This is a genomic window from Nitrospirillum karajorum (assembly GCF_036348415.1).
GTDB classification, from domain to species: Bacteria; Pseudomonadota; Alphaproteobacteria; order Azospirillales; family Azospirillaceae; genus Nitrospirillum; species Nitrospirillum amazonense_B.
Map to the genome: position 1 here is coordinate 932146 of NZ_JAZBQB010000001.1, position 20088 is coordinate 952233.

A 20088-nucleotide genomic window follows, 5' to 3' on the forward strand; every position below is an offset into this window, starting at 1 on the left:
TTTAACGTGCACCCCCAAGGCGCCAAACCTAGTGAAGCGCAACGTTTTTCCTGGGGGAGCCGAAAAATGTTCAACAAAAGCAAAAGCAGCCGCTGTTTCCATCGTCATGACTTCTTGGGCCGCACCGTCCTGCGCCGTGCCCTGCTGGCGGGCAGCGCCGTGGGTATGGTCTGGACGGCCAGCGCCTGGGCGGCACCGGCCGACGCCAATGCCGACGCGGCCCCCGACGCAGGCGCCAGCCGGGCCACCGCCGGCACCGGTTCGGAAGGCGTGGAGGTGGATACCATCCTGATCGAGGCGGAACGCAACCGCGCGGCGGCCGAGGCGCCGGTGAAGGCGTCGCTGGACCAGAGCCAGCCGAAATCCATCATCAGCCGCCGGTATATCGAGCAGTCGACACCGGAGACGGGGGACATCACCACCACCGTCCTGATCGCGCCCAGCATCGGCGGCATCGCGTCCAACGGCGGCGGCGTGGGTGAAACCAACAAGACCACCCTGCGCGGCTTCGCCGACGGCCAGTACAACATCACCTACGACGGCATGGCCTTCGGCGACACCAACGACCCGACCCATCACCCGGCCTCGTACTTCCCGGCGTCCACCATCGGGTCAGCCGTGGTGGATCGCGGCCCGGGGGCGGCGGGCGACCTGGGCCAGGCCAATTTCGGCGGCGCCATCCATTATTTCTCGCCCACCGTGGACGATGAGTTCGGCCTGTCGCAGAAGATCACCTTCGGCTCGTTCAACACCCAGAACTTCGTGTCCACCATCCAGACCGGCAAGCTGGACGCGCTGGGCGGCACCAAGGTCCTGCTGAATTTCGACGAACGGCAGTCGGATGGCGAGCTGAGCTTTTCCGGCGGCGACGCCCAGAACCAGTTGATCAAGATCCAGGTGCCCATCAGCGAGAAGTGGCAGGCGACGCTGTTCGCCACCCACAACCGCACGCACTTCTACCAGTCCGACGCCGGGCCGGGCGAGACCTGGGCCCAGGTCGTGGCCTATGGCAAGGATTTCGCCCTGAACGACAACCCCAAGGACGAGCATTACTACAAGTACAATCAGCAGCGTAAATCCAGCGACTTCGACTACATCAACCTGAAGGGCGACCTGGGCGACGGCTACAGCATCGACAATGACGCCTACACCAACTTCTATTCCAACCAGACGGAATCGGTGAACGACGTCACCGGCCTGGTGGGCGCCGCCAACACCTCCACCCCCGGCAACAAGACCCTGCCCAAGACCGATATCGGCGGGTACAGCAAGGGCAACCGCTATCGCGTGTTCGGCGACATCCTGCGCGGCAACAAGGACTGGACCTTCGGCACCCTGAAGGTGGGCGGCCTGGTCGAAACCTCCAGCACCGATCGCCACAACCTGTTGCAGGACCTGACCCAGGGCATCGACGACCTGAAATATTCCAGCCTGACCAAGCCGGTGGTGGCCAACGTCTCGAACGTGAAGACGCTGGAGGACAGTTCCTGGCTGCAGTACCAGGTGTTCGCCGATTTCGAGCTGCGTCCCATCGACCGGCTGACCATCACCCCGGGCGTGAAGTACGTGAACTTCGACCGCACCGTGGATGCCGCCATGGAGAACAGCGGCGTCACCAATTTCACGCGCGGCCCGCTGCACGGCGACAACGTCTATGATAAGACGCTGAAGTTCCTGACGGCCAACTACAAGATCACGCCGGACGTGGCGGTCTACGCCCAATACGCCACCGGCTTCCTGATCCCGTCCCTGTCCACGCTGTACGTCAACAATCTGGACCTGAACGCCCTGAAGCCCCAGGAAACCACCAACTACCAGTTGGGCGCGGTTTGGAGCAGCAACAACGTGACCATCGACGCGGACATCTACCGCATCGACGTCACCAACCTGTCGGTGGCCGATCCCACCGGCCAGTTCTACGTCAACGCTGGCAACGCCCGGTACAGCGGCGTGGAAGGCCAGGCGGCCTACAGCTTCGACAACGGCGTGACCTTCTTCGCCAACGGCTCGATCAACGCCGCCAAGGACCTGACGGCGAACCACGGCCTGGCCAAGGTGCCGAAATGGACGGACGCCATCGGCGTGCTGTTCAACCAGGGTCCCTGGCAGATGTCCCTGAGCCGCAAGCAGGTGGGCCGCCAGGTCGTGTCCTACAACGGCGGCACCGCCACCACCACCGCCGATGGCACCTTCCTGGCGCCGGGCCAGGCATGGGAGATTCCCGCCTACACCACCACCGACGCCTCGGTCTCCTATGATTTCGGCATGGTGCGGCTGAAGCTGGCGGCCTTCAACCTGGCCAACGACCGGGCCATCACCACCTATGGCGGCGGCCTCTACACCTTCCAGGCCGGCCGCCAGATCCAGGGCACCATCCAGGTCAAGTACTGATCCTACCGCCGGGCGGGGGAAAGGCACGGCAGCCCTCCCCCGCCCTCCAACACAGGGTATCCCGCCATGATCCGCCCCGCCCGCCTGCTGGCGCTCGCCGGTATCTGCCTTCCCCTGTCCATGGCACACGCGGCGCCTGCCGACGGCCCGCCCCCCGGCGATCCGGTGGTGTTCCACTTCGCCACCGTGGGCGACAGCCGGCAGGATCCGGACGACCCCCGCCTGACCATCCATGACGCGCCGTTCCTGCAGGCGACGCGGCAACTGGCCCGCATCAACCGGGAGGTGGAGGCGGCGCACGCCCAGGCGCTGATCTTCCTGGGCGACATGGTCATGGGCTACAGCCCCGATCGGTCGCTGCTGGACCGCCAGTACGCCTATTGGCGCGGCATGATGGCGCCCCTGATGGAGGCCGGCACCTATGTCCTGCCCGTGGCCGGCAACCATGAGACGGAAAGCAAGGTCAAGCAGCCGGACGGCAAGACCCTGAAGCTGGCCAATCCCGCCAATGAGGATTCCTGGCGCGCCAACATGGGCGACCTGCTGCTGGACACCGCGCTGTGGCAGCGGCTGACCGGCGTGCCGGCCACGCACTGGTCGGTGGACAACACCCCCGCCCCCGGCACCGACCGCATCACCAGCGACCAGCGGCAGCTGACCTACAGCTTCGACGCCGGCCCCGTGCATATCGCCGTCATCAACACCGACCCCAGCGGCGCCGACGGCACCGCACCCGTCGCCTGGTTGGAGGCCGACCTGACGGCGGCGCAGGCGCGCGGCGCCACCCATGTCTATGTCTTCGGGCACAAGATGGCCTACGGCTACGACTTCCCCGTGGCCAAGAACGGCAAGGCGGCGAAGGTGGAGAAGGAAACCGGCCTGGACGCGGGCGACGCGGCGCTGCGCGACGCCTTCTGGCAAACGGTCGAACGCCACCACGCGACCTACTTCTGCGGCCACGAGCACATCTTCCACGCCTGGCAGCCGACCAAGGCCCAGGGCGGCCAGTCCTGGCAGGTCATCATCGGGTCCGGCGGCTCCCCCCTGGCGGCGGTGAAGGCCGGCGGCACGCAGGAGGTGGACCGCCTTTTCGCCTGGGCGGAGGTCTGGGCCTATCGCAGCGGGCGCACCCATATCGCCATCCACGGCTTCGACGAGGGCGACGCGCCCAGCCGCACCCTGCAGGAGTGGGACATCCCCGCCCAGCGCTGATGTCAGGCGGCGGCCAGGCGGCGCAGTTCAATGGCCATGGCGGCCAGCGCCGCCGCCGGCTGCAGGTCGTGATCCTCCAGCGCGAACAGGCGGTGCGACGGGAACCAGGGCCGCGCCCCCGTGCCCAACGTGGTCCAGTCGCGCGACGCGAAGCGCCAGCAGGGGGTACCCACGGCCCCGGCCATTTCCCCCACCGAGGTGGCGGCGCTGATCACCAGGTCACAGGCGGCGGTCAGCGCCGCCGCCGTTTCCAGGTCGTCGCGCAAATCGGCGTCCGGGAAGCGATGCAGCGTGATGCCGTGGTCGCGCGCCAGGGCCGCGATCTCCTCCTCCGCCGGCTGGTAGTGCAGGCTGACCGCCACCACCCCCGGCAGGGACAGAAGCGGCAGCCATTGCGGCAGGGTGGAGTAGACCCGGGATCGTTCGGAACCCAACTGCCCCGACCGCCAAGCCACGCCCAGCACCAGGGGGCGCCCTGGCGCCAGCGCCGCCAGCCGGTCCCGCCAATGGGCCACCTTTTCCGGGTCCGGCCGCAGGAAGCCACCGTCGCGGCCGGCGAAACCCGTCAGCGTCGGCGCCAGATGGGCGGCCAGATCGCCAGCCGCCACCGTCAGGTCGGCCTCCGCCGCCTCCAGGGCGCCCGCCCCCGTCCGGCGTGGCAGCGGCAGGAAGCGCAGGGTGGGGAAGCTGCGGCCCAGCAGCCCGGCCAGGCGCGGATCGCATTCCACGGAAACGGCCTTGGCCCCCTGATCCGCCGCCAGCGCGGCCAGGGCGGGATAGAGGCTGGCGAACAGCAGTTCGTCCCCCAGGCCCTGTTCATGCCAGACCCTCAGGCTGCGGCCCGCCAGGCTTTCGCCGCGCCAGGCCGGCCGGTCGAAGCGGGGCGCATGACCCTTGCCCTCCGCCGCGAAACGATGGGCGTATCCCTGCCAGCCGCGGGGCAGCACGCCCAGTTGCAGGTCGACCAAGCCGCGGTTGAGGCGCGCCGTGGCCAGGGCTGGGTCCAGCGCCACCGCGCGGGCGTAGCTGTCGCCCGCGGCGGCGTACTGGCCGGCGTCGTTCAGGCAGCGGCCCCGGTTGTTCCACACCGTCGCCTGGTCGGGCGCCAGCGCCACGGCCCGGTCCAGCCAAGGCAGGCCGGCGTAGAGGTCCCCATCCCGGCGCAGCGCCTCGCCCAGGCCGCAGAGGGCGTCGATGATGACCGGGTCCCGCGTGTCCGGTACCTGGCGCGGCGTCAAGGCGCCGCCCAGCGCCCGGCGAAAGGCGTCGACGGCCGCCGCCGGCCGGTCCAGCGCCAGCAGCGCGGTGCCCAGGTTGGACGCCGCCGCCGCCAGGTGCGGCGCCAGGGCCAGCGCCCGTTCCTGGCAGGCCGCCGCCTCTGCCGCCCGCCCTTGGGCCAGCAGGGCATTGCCCAGGTTGGTCAGCAGGTCCGGGCGGTTCGGCGTCGCCGCCAGCGCCTGACGGTAGTGGGCCTCCGCCTCCGCCGGCCGTCCCAGTGATTGCAGCACGTTGCCCAGGTTGGAGTGCGCGGCGGCATAATCGGGCATCAGCGCTACCGCCCGACGCAGGAAGGGCAGGCCCGCCTCCGCCCGGCCCATTTGCGCCAAGGCCAGCCCCATGAGGTGCAGCGCCACCGGCTGGTCCGGCTGGCGGTCGAGCACCGCGCGATACAGCGGCAGGGCGCCAACGGCGTCGCCCGCCTGATGGCGCGCCGCCGCATCGGCCAGCAGCGGGTCCTCCTCCGGCTCCGGCGGCGGCGTTGGGGCAGAGGTCGGTGACGTTTGACGCAGCCGGTCCAGCCCCGCCACCACCGGCGCCACCACATCGGCGGCGCGGCCGTCGTGCGGTGCCGGCACCACCGCCATGGTGGCGAACCAGGGCCGCACGGCGGTGCCCAGCATGGACCAGTCGAGGCGCGTGCCCACCCGCCACACCGGCACGCCCAAGGCGCCCGCCAGCTCACCGACGGAGGTCGGGGCCGTGACCACCACGTCCAGGCAGGCGGTCAGGGCGCCCGCTGCCTCCAGATCCTGGCGCAGGTCGGTGTCCGGCCAGCGGTGCAGGGTAACGCCCAGGGCCACCTCCACCGCGCGCACTTCATCCTCGACCTCGCCATATTGCAGCATGACGGGTATCACCCCCGGCAGGCGCAGCAGGGGCGCCCAATCGGCCAGACGGGTGTAGGCGCTGTCGCGGTCCAGATCGCGCACCATGCTTTGCCAGCACAGGCCCACCCGCAGGCCGGGGCCCAGCGCGTCCAGCCGCCGCCGCCAATGGTCCAGGCGCGCCGGATCCGCCGTCAGGTAGGGTTGACCACCGAAGTCACCCAGCCGTCCGCGCAGCAGCCGGGGCAGCCCGCCGGCGGGGATGTGCAGGTCGGCGCCGGCAGCCTGGGCGGTGATGAAATCCGCCACCACCGTCACGCGGGTCGCCGTGGCGAAGGCCCGGGTGAAGTAGCCCACCAGCCGCACGTCGCATTCCAGGACGAATTCCGCCTCGGGATGCGCGGCGATCAGGTCGCGGTACAGGCTGGCGAACATCAGTTCGTCCCCCAGCCCCTGCTCGCGCCAGACCAGCAGGCGGCGGCGGCCCAGCGCCTCCCCCTGCCAACGGGGCTGGGGGAAACGCCGGTGGGGCAGGGCTTGGCCAGCGGCGAAGCGTGCCTGATACCCGTCCCACCCCGGGTTCAGCCGCCCTTCCGCCAGATCCAGGACGGCCAGGTTGTACCGCGCCGGGGGGAAGTCCGGCCGCAGGGTCAGCGCCCGCCGAAAGCCGTCGCGCGCCAGCGACTGCGTGCGCCGGGCCACCTCGGGCGTGGGGCCGCGCTGGCCCAGCCAGGTCAGGGCCAGGTTGTTGGCGGCCTCGACATAGCCGGGGTCCAGGGCCAGGGCCCGCTCATGCTCCAGGCGGGCGGCGCCCCACATCTCCTCCGCCCCCAGGGCCAGGCCCAGGTTGGTCAGGGTGTGGGGTGTCCGCTCCGCCGCCACGGCGGCCCGCGCGGCGTGCAGGGCCTGCCCCGTCCGCCCCAGGCCGGCCAGGGCGCGCGCCTGCTCCACCAGCACCTTGGCATAGCCGGGGCGCAGGGCCAGCGCCCGCTCCGCCGCCGCCAGCGCCGGGGCCCAGGCGCCCCGGTCGTTATGGGTGCCGGCCAGATTGCCCCAGGCTTCGGCGTAATCAGGGGCGCACTCGGTGGCGGTGGCGAAGGCCGCCTGCGCGCCCGCCAGATCGCCCAGCGTGCGCAGGGCCCCGCCCAGGCTGTTGTGCGCCTGGGCGAAGCCGGGGTCCAAGGCCACCGCCTGCCGCAGCAGATGTGCCGCCTCCTCCACCTGGCCATCCTGCATCAGGACCACACCCAGCAGGTGCAGGGCGTCGACATCCTGCGGCGCCCGCGCCAGCACGGCGCGGTAGGCCGCCGCCGCCGCCGCCAGGTCGCCCGCGCGGTGCGCGGTCATGCCGGACTCGACCGTCGCCCCGTCGGGCGGGGCCGCCGCCTCCCGGGCCAGGCGCAGCAGGCTTTGGCGCATGGCGGGCACCACCTGCTCGGGCAGGCCCCAGCCCGACAGCCACAGGCGTTGCGCCGGTAGCCAGGGCCGCGTGCCGGTACCCAGCGCCGCCCAGCCGGCCATATGCTGGAAGCGCCAGGTGGGCACGCCCAGGGCGGCGGACAGCTCCCCCACCGCCGTGCCGGCGGACACCACCAGGTCCAGCCCGGCCATCAGGGCCGCGACGCCCTCCTGGTCGTTCCTGAGGTCCAGGTCCTCCCACAAATGCAGGGTCACGCCGGCCGCGGCCGTCACCTCCGCCATCTCCGCCGCGGCATCGCCCGCGTGGGCGTCATATTGCAGCACGACGAAATGGGTGTGCGGCACGGTCAGCAGCGGCACCATCTGCATCAGGGTCAGGTACAGGTTCTGCCGCCCCAGGCTGCGCAGGCCGCTGCGCCAGCACAGGCCCACCTTCAGGCCGGGCCCCAAGGCGGCCAGCCGGTCCCGCCACGCCGCCGCCCGTTCAGGGTCGGGCTGCAGCCAAGGGTCGGTGGTCGTCGGAAAGTCCCCAAGCGCCACGCGCAGCAGGGCCGGCAAGCCACCCAGGGGCACATGCATGTCGGCATCGCGCGGCGTGTTGGTGCGCCCCCGCACGTCCAGGGCCATGCCCGCCGGCACCTGAGGAGCCAACGCGCGGGCCAGCAGGCCGGCAAGCCTGGCATCCATCTCCACCACCAGCCGGCGGCAGCCTCGCGCGCCCAGCCATCGTAGCAGATCGGGCAGGCAGCCGGCGAACATGATCTCATCGCCCAGACCCTGCTCCGCCCACACCAGCAGGGTGCGGCCCCGCACGTCGCCCCCGGTCCAGGCCGGCAGGGTCAGGTCCGCCCGGGCCGGGCTGTCCGGCACGGCGAAACGGGCGGGATAATCGCGCCACCCCGCCGCCAGCTCGCCATGCTCCAGCGCGGCATAGGCCATGTTGACCCTAGCCGCCGGCCAGCCCGGCCGCAGTTCCAGGGCGCGTCGGTAATGCTCGCGGGCCTCCGTCATGCGATGCATGTCGTAAAGCAGCCGGCCGAGGGTGAGGTGGACGTCGGGGCTGTCCGGCTGCACCGCCAGGGCCGCGCGCAGATGGACAAGGCCGGCCCCCGGATCGCCCATCAACTGACACAGGCTGGCCAACCCCAGCAGGGCGGGAACCGAGGTCGGCTCCATGGCCAGCGCCCGGACGAACGCCTCCCGCGCGTCGGCGGCCTCGTTCAGCTTGGTCAGGGCCAGACCCAGGTTGACCCAGCCGCCGATCCAGGCGGGGTCGGCCTCGGTGGCGCGGCGCTGCGCCTCCGCCGCCGCTTTCAAATCGCCCAGCGCGTCCAACGCCAGGCCCCGGTTGGCATGCAGGGCGGCACGCCCCGGCGCCAACTGCAGGGCCCGGTCATGGCAGCGCAAACCGTCCGCCACCTGGCCCATACCGACCAGGGCCAGCCCCAGGCCGGACAAGGCGTCCGGGTTGTCCGGCCCCAGGGCCAGCACCTGGCGATAGCGGTCGGCCGCCGCCGCCCACCGCTGCTCCCGCCGCAGCAGGCCGGCCAGGGCGGCCAGCGCGGCCGCATGCCCCGCATCCGCCGCCCGGCCCAGCCGGTCAACGGCCCTATCCGTATCACCAGCGTCGCGGGCCGCCATGCCTTCCGCATACAGCGCGTCGGGAGAGGCCGGCAGCACATCGACCCTGGCTGGGATACTGGCTGGAACGGCGGCGGCCAGACTGGCCAGCCGCGAGGCGAGGCCCGGCAGCGTGACGCCGATGACCTCGCCCTCCGGCGGGAAAAAGGACTGCTGGCTGGAAAACCAGGGCCGCGCGCCCGTGCCCAGCCGCGTCCATTCAAAGGTGGGACCCAGGCGCCAGCAGGGCACCCCCAAAGCGCCCGCCAGTTCCGACACGGCGGTGCCGGCCGCCACCACCAGGTCCAGCCCGGACATGAGAGCGGCGACCGCGTCCAGGTCGTCACGCTGGTCGAGATCGGGCCAACGGTGGATGTGTATGCCCAGGCGCGCCTCCGCCGCCATGATCTCCGGCTCCGCCGCCGCCGAATTGTACTGGAGGCTGATGAACTGGATGCCTGGCAGCCGCAGCAGGGGGGCCCATTCATCCAGCTGCGGATACAGCAGGCGTCCGCGTTCGGCGGTGCGCAGGCCACTGCGCCAACATAGGCCCACCTTCAGCCCAGAGCCCAGCGCGGCAAGGCGCCCAGCCCAGGCGCTCGCCAAGGCAGGGTCGGCGGTCAAGTAAGCGGGGCGCCCCTCGACGAACCGCGACAGGGCGGGCCGCAGCAGGGCCGGCAGATCGCCCGCCGACAGCGCGGCATCCACCGGCGGCGCATCCTGGCCCCCTGGGGCGATGACGGCGTCGGGAAAGGCCCGGGCGAACAACGCGGCCAGGCGCGGCTCGCAATCGATGACCAGGCGCCCCACCTGGCCGATGAGTTCCGGATAGAGGCTGGCGAACAGCAGCTCATCCCCCAATCCCTGCTCGCGCCGCACCAGCAGGGTGCGACCGTCCAGGGGCTGGCCGCGCCAGGGTGGGGCCGGCAGCGGGGTCCCCGCCTGCCCCCCAGCGCACGGCGGGCATAGCCGGACCAGCCGGCGGTGAGGTCGCCTTGCGCCAGGCGGGCCAGGCCCAGGTTGAAGGCGATCAGGGCCTCCCCAGGATCCCGCGCCGCGGCGGCGGCCAGGCAGCGTGCGCCATCGGCCAGGCGGCCCTGGGCCACCAGCGCCGTGCCCAGGTTGCCCTGCGCGTGCGCCATGTCCGGCGCCAGCGTCAGCGCCCGCCGCGCCAGGGATTCCGCCTGCCACGGCGCGCCCAGGGCGGTCATGGTTCCCGCCAGGTTGACCAGCGCCTCCGCATTGTCCGGGGCCATGCGCAAGGCGTGGAGCAAGGCGGCCTCCGCCCCCGCAAAATCGTCGCGGTCGCGCAGCAGCGCCCCCAGGTTGGACGCGGCCGGCGCCAGGGCGGGGTCCGCCGCCAGGGCGCGACGGTAGGCGTCTTCCGCCTCCGCCGGGCGGCCCAGCTGGCGCAGGATGTTGCCCAGATTGTTCAAAGGCATGGCTGACTGGCTGGGCGGCAACAGGGTCAAGGCCTGCTCGATCGCCGGCACCGCCCCGGCGGCGTCGCCCGCCTGGAAACGGGCCAGGCCCAGCAGATGCAGGGCCTGGGCCCGGGCCGGCGGCGCCAGCGTGCCCCACTGGAGCAAGGTATCGAGTGCCGCCACCGCCTCAGCGGGGCGCCCCGCGGAGAACAGGTCGTAGGCCTGGACCAGTGTGGGCAGCACCGGCGGTGGAGAGGCTAGCGTCGCCGCCGCCATCGATTTCATTTCGATATCGAAATTAGCTAGTGCCGTCAGGGCGACCCGTACCCTGTCGAGGGCCTGGGCCACGGTCTTGGCCGGAAAGATGCGCATGGACGGATACCAGGGCCGCACACCCGTCCCCAGCATGGACCAATCGCCCTCAAGCTCCAGGCGCCAGATGGGCACGCCCAGGGCGCCGGCCAGTTCCCCGACGGAGGTGGGCGCGGTGATGACCAGATCCAGGGCGGAAACCAGGGCGGCCACGCCCTCGATATCGTTGCGCTGGTCCAGGTCGGCGAAGCGGTGCGGCAGAGGCACGCCCTCCGCCGCGGCGGCCTGCCGCTCGGCCGAGACGTCGCTGTATTGCAGATCCACCCAGACGATGCCGGGCAGGGACAGCAAGGGTGCCCAGCGGGTCAGCCCCAGATAATTGGGATCCCGGTGCGGCGCCTTGACCCCGGAGGTCCAGGACATGCCGATCTTCAGGCCCGCCCCCAAGGCCGCCAGCCGTTGGCGCCACCGCGCCACGGCCGCGGCTTCGGCGGTGAGCCAGCCGCCGGCACGTCCGGCGAACGCGCGCAGGCTGTCGCCGAACAGGGCCGGCAGGCTGCCGGCGGGCAGATGCACGTCGAAATCGTCGCCGGCCTGGGGTTCGGGTCGCAGCTCCACCCGGTCGGCCAAATCAGGCAGGTCCCGCCGCAGATAGCGGCCCATCAGGCCCACCAGCCGGGGTTCGGTCAGGATGACGACACTACCGCCGGATGCCAGGGCGGCGCGAATGGCCGGAACGTAGAAGGGGGAGAACATGAATTCATCCCCCAGCCCCTGTTCGCGCCAGATCATGAGGCGCCGGCCACGTAGCGCGTCACCCGCCCAGCGGGGCCGGTCAGGGTAGCGCCAAGGCTTGGTATTTCCGACAACGAAACGATAGGCGTAATCGTCCCAGCCATCCCGCAGCCGGCCCAGGGCCAGCCGCACGGGGGCACGGTTATGGTGGGCGACCGGATCTTCGGGATACAGTTCCAGCGCGCGCGTGAACGCCGCGTCCGCCCCCGTCAGGTCACCCTGGACCTGAAGCGCGTTGGCCAGGGCGATCAGGGCCTGTTGGCTGGTCGGGTCCTGCGCCAGCGCCCGGCGCGCCATGATCAGTGCGCCGTCGCCATCGTAAAGCTGGCGCAACAGGTCGCTGAAACTGGACAGCGCCCAGACGTCCGTGGGGGCGATGTCCAGCAGGCTGCCGTACGCCGCCTGGGCCGCCGGATAATCATTCAACGCGCGATGGGCCAGGGCCAGCGACCGCCAGGCAGAGAGGGATCGGGGATGCAGGCGCAGGGTGCGGGTCAGCAAGGCCACAGCCGCCGCCGCGTCCCCCTGCTCCAGCACCAGCAGACCCAGGTTTTCCAATGTCCCCTGGTCGTCCGGTCGTACGGCCAGCGCGCGTTCCACCAGGGCGCGCCCCTCCGCCGACCGCCCCTGCTGATGACAGGCCACACCGCCGAGGTTGAGCGCGTCGGGGTGCGCCGGGTCGATGGCCAGGATGCGACGGTACAGCGCCTCCGCCCCCGCCGGGTCGCCCGCGCGGTGCCGGTCGATGGCCTGGGCCAACAGGCCGGCGGTGTCGCCGCCACCCTTCGCACCGTTCCCGGCCCCGCCGTGGACCATTCTTCACCTGTCAGGGACATTGTTTGGAGATTGAACCGCCCGCCGCCCGCCGGCCGTGGGGATCATCCCCGTGTAACCACCCCTTCAGGATAGCAGTTGTGGGGTGACTACATAAACCACACAGATTGTTGATACTTGCAGCGGTGTTGGCGCTATACTCCCGCAATTCATCCGGCGACCGTCCTTTGCGGCGATCTCCGCGACTTTCTGGCCGGGGGGACGGTCCCGTCGGCGGCGGGAGCAGACATGACGTCGAAATTCCTCAAATCCGCCATGGCCGATTTCAACGGCGCGTCCATCCTGATCACCGGCGGAACGGGGTCCTTCGGCCGCCAGTTCGTGCGCTATCTGCTGGAACACGCCAAGCCGCGCCGCATCATCATCTTCTCCCGCGATGAATTCAAACAGTACGAGATGCAGCAGCAGCTGGGCACTGCGCATGAGGGCGTGCTGCGCTTTTTCATCGGCGACGTGCGGGACCGGTCGCGCCTGGAAATGGCGATGCGCGAGGTCGACTACTGCATCCACGCCGCCGCCCTGAAGCATGTTCCCACGGCGGAGTACAACCCCATCGAATGCATCCGCACCAACGTCTATGGCGCGGAAAACGTGGTGCATGCCGCACTCGCCGCCGGCGTGCGCAAGGTCATCGCCCTGTCCACCGACAAGGCGGCCAGCCCCATCAACCTGTACGGCGCCAGCAAGCTGGCGTCGGACAAGATTTTCGTGGCGTCCAACAACCTGTCGGGGTCGGTGGGCACCCGGTTCGCCGTCGTGCGCTATGGCAACGTGGTGGGGTCGCGCGGCAGCGTCATCCCCCTGTTCCGCCGCCTGATCGCCGAGGGCGCGGCGGAACTGCCCATCACCGACGACCGCATGACGCGCTTCTGGATCACCCTGCAGCATGGGGTGGAGTTCGTGGCCTCCTGCTTCGGCATGATGCAGGGCGGCGAGATCTACGTGCCCAAGATCCCCAGCATGCGGGTCAGCGATCTGGCCCGCAGCATGGCGCCGGATCTGCCGCACAAGGTGATCGGCATCCGCCCCGGCGAAAAGCTGCATGAGGTCATGATCACCGAGGATGACAGCCGCCAGACCTTCGAGATGGAGGACCGCTACGTCATCGAGCCGGCGTTCAACTGGTGGACGCGGCAGGCCTACGTCAAGCTGGGCGCCAAGCCCGTGGCCGACGGCTTCAGCTACCGCAGCGACAGCAATACCGACTGGCTGACGCCCGAACGCCTGGCCGTGCTGTTGCAGAGGCCGTGATGGCCACGTCCCCGCCCTTCCTGCCCTATGGCCGGCAAAGCATCGATGAGGACGACATCGCCGCCGTCACCGCCGTGCTGCGGGGCGACTGGCTGACCCAGGGGCCCACCGTCACCCGCTTCGAACAGGCTTTCGCCGACGCGGTGGGCGCCCGGCACGCCATCGCCTGCGCCAACGGCACCGCCGCCCTGCACCTGGCGTGCATGGCGCTGGACCTGGGGCCGGGGGACGCGGTGGTGGTGCCCAGCGTCACCTTCCTGGCCACGGCCAACGCCGCCCGCTATTGCGGGGCGGAGGTGGCGTTCGCCGACGTTGATCCCCTGACCGGCCTGATGGGCCGGGCGCAGGCGGAGGCGGCACTGGCGCGGGCGGAGGCCGCCGGCTGGCGGGTGCGGGCCCTGGCGCCGGTCCACCTGGCCGGCCAGGCGGCGGACATGGACGCCCTGGCCGACCTGGCCGAAACGCGCGGCTTGGCCCTCATCGAGGACGCCTGCCACGCCGTGGGCAGCCGGCGCGCCGGGCGCGGGGGGACAGCATCGCCATCGGCGCCTGCGACCGGTCCGCCATGGCCTGCTTTTCCTTCCATCCCGTCAAGACCATCGCCGCCGGCGAAGGCGGCATGGTCACCACCAACGACGACGCCCTGGCGCGCGCCCTGCGCCGCGACGTCAGCCACGGCATGGTGCGCGACCCGGCAGCCTTCCAGGACCGCGAGGCGGCCTTCGCCGCCGATGGCGCCGCCAACCCCTGGTATTACGAGATGCCATCGCCGGGGTACAATTACCGCCTGACCGACATCCAGGCCGCCCTGGGCCTGAGCCAATTGGGCAAGCTGGACCGGTTCGTGGCCCGCCGGGCAGAGATGGTGGCCCGGTATGACGAACGGCTGGCGTCGCTGGCCCCCCTCATCCGGCCGGCCGGGCGCAGCGGCGGGACGCCCGCCTGGCACCTGTATGTGGCGTTGCTGGACTTCGCGGCGCTGGGCAAGGACCGCGCCGCCGTCATGGCGCAGTTGCGGGCGGCCGGTGTGGGCAGCCAGGTGCATTACATCCCGGTCCACCACCAGCCCTACTACCGGGCGCGCTACGGCCGCCTGGACCTGCCGGGCGGCGACGGCTGGTACGGCGCCTGCCTGTCCCTGCCGCTGTTTCCCGCCATGACAGACGGTGACGTTGACCGGGTGGCGGCGGCGCTGGCCCGGCTGGCCGGGGTGTGATCAGCCCGCCCGGGCGGCCAACCGGGCCAGTCGTTCCTGATAACCGGCCGGATAGAGTGCCAACTGGCGGTGCATGAGCGGGCCGCCTTCCTGGTCGGCCTCACGGTAAGTGGCGACCGCCTCCTGGGATTGCCCGGCGCCATCCAGGACCATGGCCAGCAGCAGCTTGGTCAGGGGCTGGTTGGGCGCCTGCGCGCTGGCCTGTCGCAGGCTGGCCAGGGCCTGGGCCAAGGCCCCCGTCTCGAACTCCACCAGGCCCCGGCATTGGTTGGCGAAATAGTTGCGCGGCTCCCGCTGGCACCCCGCCTGGGCATGGGTCATGGCCTGCGCGGCATCCCCCCGGCGCAGCGCCACCACGGCGCGATAGCTTTCCGGCACGGCCCAGCCGGTATCGATCGCGGCGCACCGCGCGAAATGCTCCTCCGCCGCCGTCAGGTCGCCGGCGCACAGGTCGCGCATGCCCCATTGGTGCAGCAGGTTCTTGTCTTCACCGCCGGAACCTGAATCGGCGAGGTAGCGCTCAATCTCCGGCAGCGCCTCCTGCGGGCGCACCAGCCGGACCAGGCAGCGGATGACCTGGAAGCGCAGGTCCGGGCGGGTGGGCACCAGCCGGCTGGCGACCTGCGCCGCCGCCAGCGCCAGTTCCGTGCGCTGCACCTGGCCGTCATCCCAATAGGCGAACAGTGTGTTGGACACATCGGCCAGGGCGGTCGCCACATCCTCGGCGGAGGCCGCCGGGATATCCGTTTCCACGGTCAGGGCGTGGGCCCAGGCGGCCAGCGCGTCGCCGGCGCGGCCCTGGACCTGGGCGGCTAGGCCCGCCAGGGCCGGCACGCGGATGTCGCTGGCGGGCGCCTGGTCCGCCACGCGGCGGGCCCAGTCCACCCCCTCCGCCTTGCCATCCTTCAGCAGCCGCGCGGCCAGGGCGGCGCAGCCATCCAGCCAAAGGGCCGGCGCGCGGGCCTGCAGGTCAGCCTGACGCTGGCGCGCCGCGTCGGCATGGCCCAGCCTTTCCTCGGCCAGCACCAGCAGGGGGTAGACGATGGCCAGATCGGGCTGGATCTCCATCGCGCGCTGCAGGGCGCCGTGGGCCGCCTGGGCGTCGCCGCCCATCAGCAGGGCGATGCCCATCTCGAAATGATAGTTGGCGAAGGTGGTCTGGCGTATGCGGTCCCGCCAGCGGCCGATCGCCGCCTCGTCCAGCGCGATTGCCGCCTGTGCCCCTGCCGTCACGCTCATCTCCTGCCTTGGTCGACGCCGAACCGTCGGCGCACTCTATCAGGGCGCCCGGTCCCCAATCCATGGCCTATCAACACCTAGCTGTCCGCTGTCTCCATCGCCCTGCCGGCGAAGCGTCGGCCCAGCGCGGCCCAGGCGGCCGGGCCGACGCGCGCCGCACGGGCGGCCACCGTGCGGGCGCGCAGGGTGTCACCGGCGGCGCAGGCGTCGATCAACTGGCGGCCCAGGGCCTGGAGCCCGGTAAGACCGGCGTTGCCGCTGGTGGCGACCAGATCTTGCGCCTCCGCCCGCAGGGAGGCCAGGTCGCCAGCCTGCGCCAGGACACCGACGCGGCGGACGCGGGCCTCGCCATGTTCCACGAAGTTACGCACCAGGATGGCGAAATCCGCCGGCGGCACCAGGGCCTGCAGCGCCGCCAGGGGGGCTGGATCCAGGCGGCAGAGACTGGCGTCGTCGTCCATGGCGGTCGGTCGCGCGGCCGGGGCGGCCATGTCGCCCGGGGTGGTTTCGCCATGATCGGCGCCGCTGGCCACCCAGCGGGCGACCGTATCCAGGAACTGCTGCTGGTCAAAGGGCTTGGAGACATAGTCGTCCATGCCGGCGGCCAGATAATCCTCGCGCATGCCCACCATGGCGTTGGCGGTCATGGCCAGGATGGGCAGGCGGCGCAGGCCCAAATCGCGGCGCAGCGCCCGGGTGGCGGTCACCCCGTCCATCACCGGCATCTGCACGTCCATCAGCACCAGATCGTAGGCGGTGGCACGGCACGCGGCCACCGCCGCCTGCCCATCCTCCGCCATATCGACGGTATAGCCCTCACGTTCCAGCATGATGCGCGCGACGGAGCGGTTGACCATGTTGTCGTCGACCAGCAGCAGGTGCCGGCCCCGTCCCCGCGGCGACGCCTGGCGACCGGCCCGTTGCTCCACGGGGGACGCCGCGTCACCCCGACCACCGGCGGCGGCCCCGGCGGCGGTACGGTCCTCGTGCGCGCCGGCGGACCTGAGCGGAACATCCACGATGAAGGTGGAGCCAGCACCCGGCGCGCTATCCAGGGCGATGGTCCCGCCCATCAGCCGCACCAGTTCCCAGGAAATCGCCAAGCCCAGGCCCGTGCCACCGAAGCGGCGGTTGATGGAGGTGTCGGCCTGGGTGAACTTCTGGAACAGGCGGCATTGCTGGTCCGCGTCCATGCCCACGCCGGTATCGGCGACGGTGAACCGAAGAGGGCGGCGCGCATCCAGCATCGCCTTCCCCGCGACCGCCTCCGCCGGAACCAGCGACACCGTCAGGCTGACGCGGCCCTCGGCCGTGAACTTGACGGCGTTGCCCATCAGGTTCAGCAGCACTTGCCGCAGGCGGGTGGGATCGCCGTTGTAGGCGCCGGCCGCCTCGGGCGCCAGGGTGGCCGTCAGTTCCAGGCCCTTCTCCCGAGCCTGGGGTGACACCAGAGCCATCACGCCGTCCACCACCTCTCCCAGGACAAAGTCCACCGTCTCCAGCTCGACCTTGCCGGCCTCCAGCTTGGAGATGTCCAGGATGTTGTTGATGATGTTCAGCAGGCCCTGGGCGCTGTCGTGGATGGCTTCGGCATAGGCCCGTTGTTCCGCGACCAGGGGGGTGCCCAGCAGGATCTGGGTCATGCCCATGATGCCGTTCATGGGGGTGCGGATCTCGTGGCTCATGTTGGCAAGGAAATCCGATTTAGCGCGGCTCGCCGCCTCCGCCGCCTGCTTGGCGCCCGCCAGATCCTCGGCCAGGGCGGCCAGTTCGCCCTCGCGCTTCTTCTCCCGCGTCACGTCCGACAGCGTCACCACCAGGCCGCGTCCCCAGGGCACGGCGGTGACCCGGAACCAGCGATCGTCCAGATCGCGGTGGTATTCGAAGGTGGCGGGGATGCCCGTGTCCACCACCTCGACCTGGCGCATGAAAAGACCATCACGGGCCAGTTCCGGGAACAGTTCCTTCAGGCCCTGGCCCACCAGGTCGGCGGCGGCGCGGCCCGCCATTCTTTCTCCCGCGACGTTGACCAGGGCGAAACGAAAGTCGCTGACGGAGCCATCCTGGTCCCGCACGGTCTCATAGGCCAAGACGACATCCAGGGAGGCGTTGAGCACGCTGTCCAGCAGGGTCCGCTGGGCCTGAAGGGTGGCGCGCGCGGCCTCCAGTTCCGTCACCTGGGCGTTCAGCTGCAGCGTCGCCGCCACCTGGTCCGACACGTCGCGCAACAAGGCGACATAGTGGGTGATCCGCGTGTCCACCCGGGCGGGGAAGATCGCCAGGTCCGCCCAGAAGGCCTGCCCGTCGCGCGTGTAGTTCTGCAGGCGCTGGCGCACCGGTTCCCCGGCCTTCAGCGCTTGGCCGATCCGCTCCAGCGCGGCCTTGTCGGTGAGCGGCCCTTGCAGGAAGCGCGGGGAACGTCCCACCGCCTCCTCACGCGGGTAGCCCGTCACGGCGGTAAAGGCCTCGTTCACGAAGATGATGCGGGGGCCCGGCTCCTCCAAGCTGCCCGCCTCGGTGATCATGATGCCGTCCGTGGCATGAACGGCGACGGACTGAAGCAGGCGCAACCGCTCCTCCGCCGCCACCTGGCTGGTGCGGTCGCGCCCCGATCCGCGATAGCCCAGGAAGGTGCCGGCCTCGTCGAAGACGGGCTTGCCGCTGACCACCACATGCCGGGGGACCCCATCCTCGCCATGAAGGCTGTAGGCCAGGTTGCGGAAGGGACGGCGCGCGGCCAGGCATTCCTCATAGGCCCGGAAGTCCGCGCTGTCGGGGTCGATGGCGAAATCGCGGCGGGTGCGTCCCAGGAAATGCGCCGCCGGCACGCCCAGGCTGGCCACCCCTCGCGACATCTGGATGAAGCGGCCCTGGGGATCCGTTTCCCAGAACCAGTCGCTGGAAACCTCGGTCAGGTCGCGGAACTGCGCCTCGCGCTGGGCGATGTCGCGCTCGTGTCGGTCCAGCGCCACCGCCATGTCGTTGAAGGCGCGGGCCAGTTGGACGAACTCCGCCGCGCCAGGGGCGACATCGGCCCGCGCGCCACGGTCACCGGCCGCCAAGCGGGAAACGGCATGGCGCAGGGACACGACGCCCCGCAGCACCGTCGCCTCCACCCCCACCCAGCCCAGCAACAGGGCGCAGAGCGCGGCCACGCCGCCGAACGCCAGGGTGCGCCGCTGGTCCTCCAGGATAGGGGCGAGGACGGCGGCGCGGTCCACCGCCACCACGACATGGGCGCCGCTGCCGGGCAGCGTGGCCATGCCCACCAGCCGATCGACCCCGTCCAGCGTGACGAACTCACCCCGGTCGGCGGTTCCCGTCAACACCGCCTGGACGAAGGGATGGTCCTTGAAATTGCGTCCCACCAGGTCCCCCCGCTCCGGCAGGCGGGCCAGCACCGTGCCGGTGCGGTCCAGCACCAGGAACAGGGAATCCTCATGGGCGAAGCGGGCGCCGGTCTTTTCGATCCAGTCCATGCTGAGGCCCGCCATCACCACCAGCACGGGCTTGGCCGGCTCGGCGCCCGGATGGTCGTTGGCGCCAGTGGCCGCCGGGGTGTCCGCGAACACCGGCTGGGCGGTTCCCATGATCACCCGGTTGCTGGGCCGGCCGAACACATAGTCGCTGGTGCTGGGCCGGCCGGTGTCGAAGGCCTGGCGCACATAATCGCGGTCGCTGTAGTTGGACCAGGGCTGGTCGGCGGAGGAGCAGACGACCGAGCCGTCGGGCCGCACGACATGGATGTTGGAAACCCAGGGCTGGGACGCCTTCAGGATGCGGGCGTCGTCCACGCACTGCTCCGGCGGCAACTGGGCCGAATGCTGGGCGAAGCCCCGGCTGAGACGCCGGACCTGATCCAACAGGCGCTCCTGATCGTCCGCCGCCATGCCGGCCAAGTCCGCCGCCTGGGCCTGGGCGGCGGCGATGGCCTCGTCCCGCCGGGCCCGGCTTTCGCCCAGCAACAACAGGAAGAAGGGCACGGTCGTGCCGATCAGCAGCAGCAACAGGCGCCGCCGCAAGCCCAAGGCCATCCGACTTTCCCCCCTCAAGCCGGAACGTCCCGTTCCGGCCGATCATCACCGCCCCCCTTTGTCGCATCCGCCGCCACCGGCGTCCACAACGCGGACGGGGAGGCGCCGCGATGACTTATACGCGCGGCATTTGAACGTGACCGTTCAAATGCCTCCCCTCAAGCGCCGGGTGGCCACATCCGTGGCCTTGGCTTGTCCTCGATTTCCAGTCCGCCTTCGGCTCCCCGGAAATTTCC

8 protein-coding genes and 1 pseudogene are annotated in these 20088 nt (G+C 71.0%); 5 read left to right on the forward strand and 4 right to left on the reverse strand.

Annotated elements, in window-relative coordinates; genetic code table 11:
- Positions 1-66 precede the first annotated feature (66 nt).
- Both UCD39_RS04230 and UCD39_RS04235 read left to right on the forward strand, forming a co-directional pair.
- Positions 67-2391, forward strand: coding sequence for a TonB-dependent receptor (locus tag UCD39_RS04230; protein ID WP_330494838.1), 2325 nt, complete (start codon positions 67-69; stop codon positions 2389-2391).
- A gap of 66 nt (positions 2392-2457) precedes the next feature.
- Positions 2458-3603 carry a metallophosphoesterase family protein gene (locus UCD39_RS04235; protein WP_330494839.1) on the forward strand — a complete coding sequence of 382 codons (1146 nt, stop codon included), beginning with the start codon at positions 2458-2460 and terminating at the stop codon, positions 3601-3603.
- Between the two features lie 2 nt (positions 3604-3605).
- Here the strand turns inward: UCD39_RS04235 and UCD39_RS04240 are convergent, their stop codons facing one another.
- Both UCD39_RS04240 and UCD39_RS04245 read right to left on the reverse strand, forming a co-directional pair.
- A complete protein-coding gene (locus UCD39_RS04240; protein ID WP_330495485.1) occupies positions 3606-9152 on the reverse strand; it encodes a tetratricopeptide repeat protein in 5547 nt (1848 codons plus the stop codon).
- A gap of 215 nt (positions 9153-9367) precedes the next feature.
- Entirely contained in the window at positions 9368-12094 is a 2727-nt protein-coding gene (locus UCD39_RS04245) for a tetratricopeptide repeat protein (RefSeq protein ID WP_330494840.1), read from the reverse strand.
- Positions 12095-12340: 246 nt separating this feature from the next.
- On the opposite strand from UCD39_RS04245, the gene pseB reads away from it, so the two are divergent.
- The 3 genes and pseudogenes from pseB (at position 12341) to UCD39_RS04260 (ending at position 14579) form a co-directional block, all read left to right on the forward strand.
- Positions 12341-13363: a UDP-N-acetylglucosamine 4,6-dehydratase (inverting) gene (pseB, locus tag UCD39_RS04250; protein ID WP_330494841.1), complete on the forward strand. Its 1023-nt coding sequence runs from the start codon at positions 12341-12343 to the stop codon at positions 13361-13363.
- A pseudogene (locus tag UCD39_RS04255) lies at positions 13363-13827 on the forward strand (aminotransferase class I/II-fold pyridoxal phosphate-dependent enzyme); the annotation flags it as partial. The gene pseB and the pseudogene UCD39_RS04255, both read left to right, overlap by 1 nt.
- A gap of 101 nt (positions 13828-13928) precedes the next feature.
- Entirely contained in the window at positions 13929-14579 is a 651-nt protein-coding gene (locus UCD39_RS04260; protein ID WP_330494842.1) for a DegT/DnrJ/EryC1/StrS family aminotransferase, read from the forward strand.
- On the opposite strand, the gene UCD39_RS04265 is transcribed toward UCD39_RS04260, so the two are convergent.
- Complete coding sequence (locus UCD39_RS04265; protein WP_330494843.1) at positions 14580-15818, reverse strand: tetratricopeptide repeat protein; 1239 nt, start codon at positions 15816-15818, stop codon at positions 14580-14582. It lies immediately after the preceding gene.
- Positions 15819-15895: 77 nt separating this feature from the next.
- Entirely contained in the window at positions 15896-19852 is a 3957-nt protein-coding gene (locus UCD39_RS04270; protein ID WP_330494844.1) for a PAS domain S-box protein, read from the reverse strand.
- Positions 19853-20088 lie beyond the last annotated feature (236 nt).